Raw genomic sequence first — 2,488 nt, 5'->3', positions numbered from 1 at the left:
GAATCAACGGGCCTCCGCCTCAACCAACCATGCCCGCCGTACGTCACGCCATCGTCGATCTCATCCTTCGGCCGCCGCCCCAGCAGTGCCCATATTGCCGAAAGCAAATCCTTGAAAAACAGCGGCGAAAACACATTCTGCCAAAGTAGTGCTAATGTGGCAGAAGGCTACCCCTTACCTCGTTCTGGCCACGAGCGGATCGTCCAAGAGAGTTGTTCCAGAGCGCTGCGAGCGACGCTTTTTAGAGGCCGTAATCAGCTGTTTCCTGGTGCGCTTGGCATAAGTTGGCAATTGATACTTTGAGCGATGGCGGCCGGCGGTGCGCAACTCAGCGTCCGTGAGGTCGCTGTCGGCGCCTTCGGTAAAGCCGCCGTGACGAAATGATGTGAAGGAAAGCTCGTCGCGAAGCCCCGCTGCGGAGATGATCTTCTTGACCACGAAGCGGAGATAACGAAGATCTTTGCGTTGGGTAATCCATGGGAGCTGAATGTTCGATCTTCGATGGGGATGATCGCGCCGGAAAGCCAATCCGGAAGTCCCCCTTTCTTTGATAGCGTCGAGTTCTGTCATTAATTCGGGGAAAAGCGGCACTCCACTTTCGTCGAAGAGAGGCCACCATGCTTCTTCGCCATTCTTTGGATGTACAATTCTCACACTATCTGGTCGTCCCTCCGGGCGATAGTGCGCTATTTCGAAGGCTCCGAACACATGTTCTTCGCGCTGTAGCCACTCCCAGCTGAGCAGCGCGGCTGTCCCGATCGAGTGAAAGCCGAGCTTCTTGGCTGCGCGCCTAAACGCGACAAGCTCGTCCCAGTTAGCAGTGGGCGTTTCCCGCGCTGGTTGGCCAGGGGCTCGAGACTTTAGACCCATTCGGGAGAATGGGTTCATTTCGGGGACCTTTGCCTCGTGGGCGCGCTGCCCAACAAACCAAGCGCGCCTGCAAGCCGTCATGGCCGCATTTGCGAAGCGCCGACGTTCGCGCTTGACAGTGTTGCCGTCCGCTTCCTTGCGTTCTACGACCAGCAACTTCGCATAGACGGCGTCGACAAATCCTCTGGTGAAGGTTGAAATCTGTTTCGAGCCCGCCCGACTGCCATCCTTCAGCTCGTGGTTAGCAAAGAGTGCCAATCCTTGATCGTAGAGTCGTTGCGTTTTGTGATCGACTTCTTTCCACTTCTGGTGCGTTTTGAAAATCCATACGAGCCAATCGAAAGTGCCAGATACAGGCGAAGCCGGAGACATGTCGGTTAGGCCCCCGGAACGCCAGCTGTCAAAAGCGGGTAACAGGACATTCTTGACTCGGTCTTGAGCCACCGCAAGATCCTCGCCGAGGGCTTCGGATGCGATGGTGCAGCCTTGGTTTCGCGCCCAGGTGGGCGGCTCGAAAAAGTACGCCCAGCCGCCACGTTTCAATGCCTTTCGCCGACAGTAACGGGGAAGTATCGATGTGGTGTGAGGCATCTTCATACGAGCGAGGCCAAGTCTTGTCCGTCTGAATTATCCGTGATCGTGGTCCCGTGCGGTGAGGCAAAGTGATCAATGGCCGCTCTCGACCAAACTGGCTGTCGTGAGCGACCAGTTCCATGATAACAGCTCGGGCGAGGCGCTTCCCCACGGGCGACTGCGCGTGCAAGTTCGGCTGTGTCGCGGTAATCTAAATAGGCTGCGACCATATCCGCCCGCATAACTGCGGGCCATGTGCCGACTGGTGGGTAACGAGCAGGAAGTGCAAGGCGGGACGCCATTAGTCTCCATCCGATCATATAAATCGCTACCGTCTAAGCGTTCATGATTCTTCGCAATCGTCGCTCGCTGGTGCATGCGTAATGATGCGCAATTATCTGTCTCGGTGTGCGCCACGCCAGGCTCGACTAGCTCTAGCCAACAAACTGCTCGAATCCGAACCCGAAAATTGACTGAGAAACAAGGGACGACGATAGCTGGTGCGGCAATCGGCTGGCCTGGAGCGAAATTGGGTTGGAATGTACGAGCGGCTAGATCGGACCGGTGAAGCGCTCGGAACCAAGCGGCGAAAGCGGACACTTAGCTTGAGAGCTGCTGGGGAAAGTATGATCGAAATCGACCGCAAGACAGCTCAACAGGTGGTCATCTGCTCTGATTTCTCTTCGGCGGGGTGGTGTGTGCCCACTGGTCGAGAGGCACCTGACTCCCTTTAGCCATGAGGCCTTATTCCGACAATCTGTCGTTAAACTCGCCCGGAAAGCCGGGTTAGGAGCTCCAATTGTCGGAATGGCAAGCACATCCGAATCCGACGGCAGACGGCGTCGCTGCGTAGGTGAGCTAGCCTGTGATCTGTCGCGGTTGCGAGGAAAATTCAGTTCCGCCTCTTCCGTTTGAGCGCGTGCGGCGTTCGCCGCAGCGGGCTCTCGTGAACCGAGCCGCTTTGCGTCTGTCAAACGCCATCCGGAACTGCCCCCTTTGCGTCATGAAGAACTGCCCCCACCATCTGGGTTATGATCTCGGTTGA

Annotated in this window: 1 protein-coding gene; it reads right to left on the bottom strand. The window is 56.8% G+C overall.

The features are described 5' to 3' along the window. Positions 1-174: 174 nt before the first annotated feature. Positions 175-1,467, bottom strand: coding sequence for a hypothetical protein (locus tag L6637_RS42140; protein WP_237874443.1), 1,293 nt, complete (start codon positions 1,465-1,467; stop codon positions 175-177). Positions 1,468-2,488 lie beyond the last annotated feature (1,021 nt).

This window comes from Bradyrhizobium zhengyangense (genome assembly GCF_022012435.1).
In the GTDB taxonomy this organism is placed as follows: domain Bacteria; phylum Pseudomonadota; class Alphaproteobacteria; order Rhizobiales; family Xanthobacteraceae; genus Bradyrhizobium; species Bradyrhizobium zhengyangense.
This window is presented reverse-complemented; position numbering and strand designations above follow the sequence as displayed.

Coding starts and splice junctions, on each gene's coding strand:
- L6637_RS42140 (WP_237874443.1), bottom strand. CDS start 1,467: ATGAAGATGCCTCACACCACATCGATACTTCCCCGTTACTGTCGGCGA.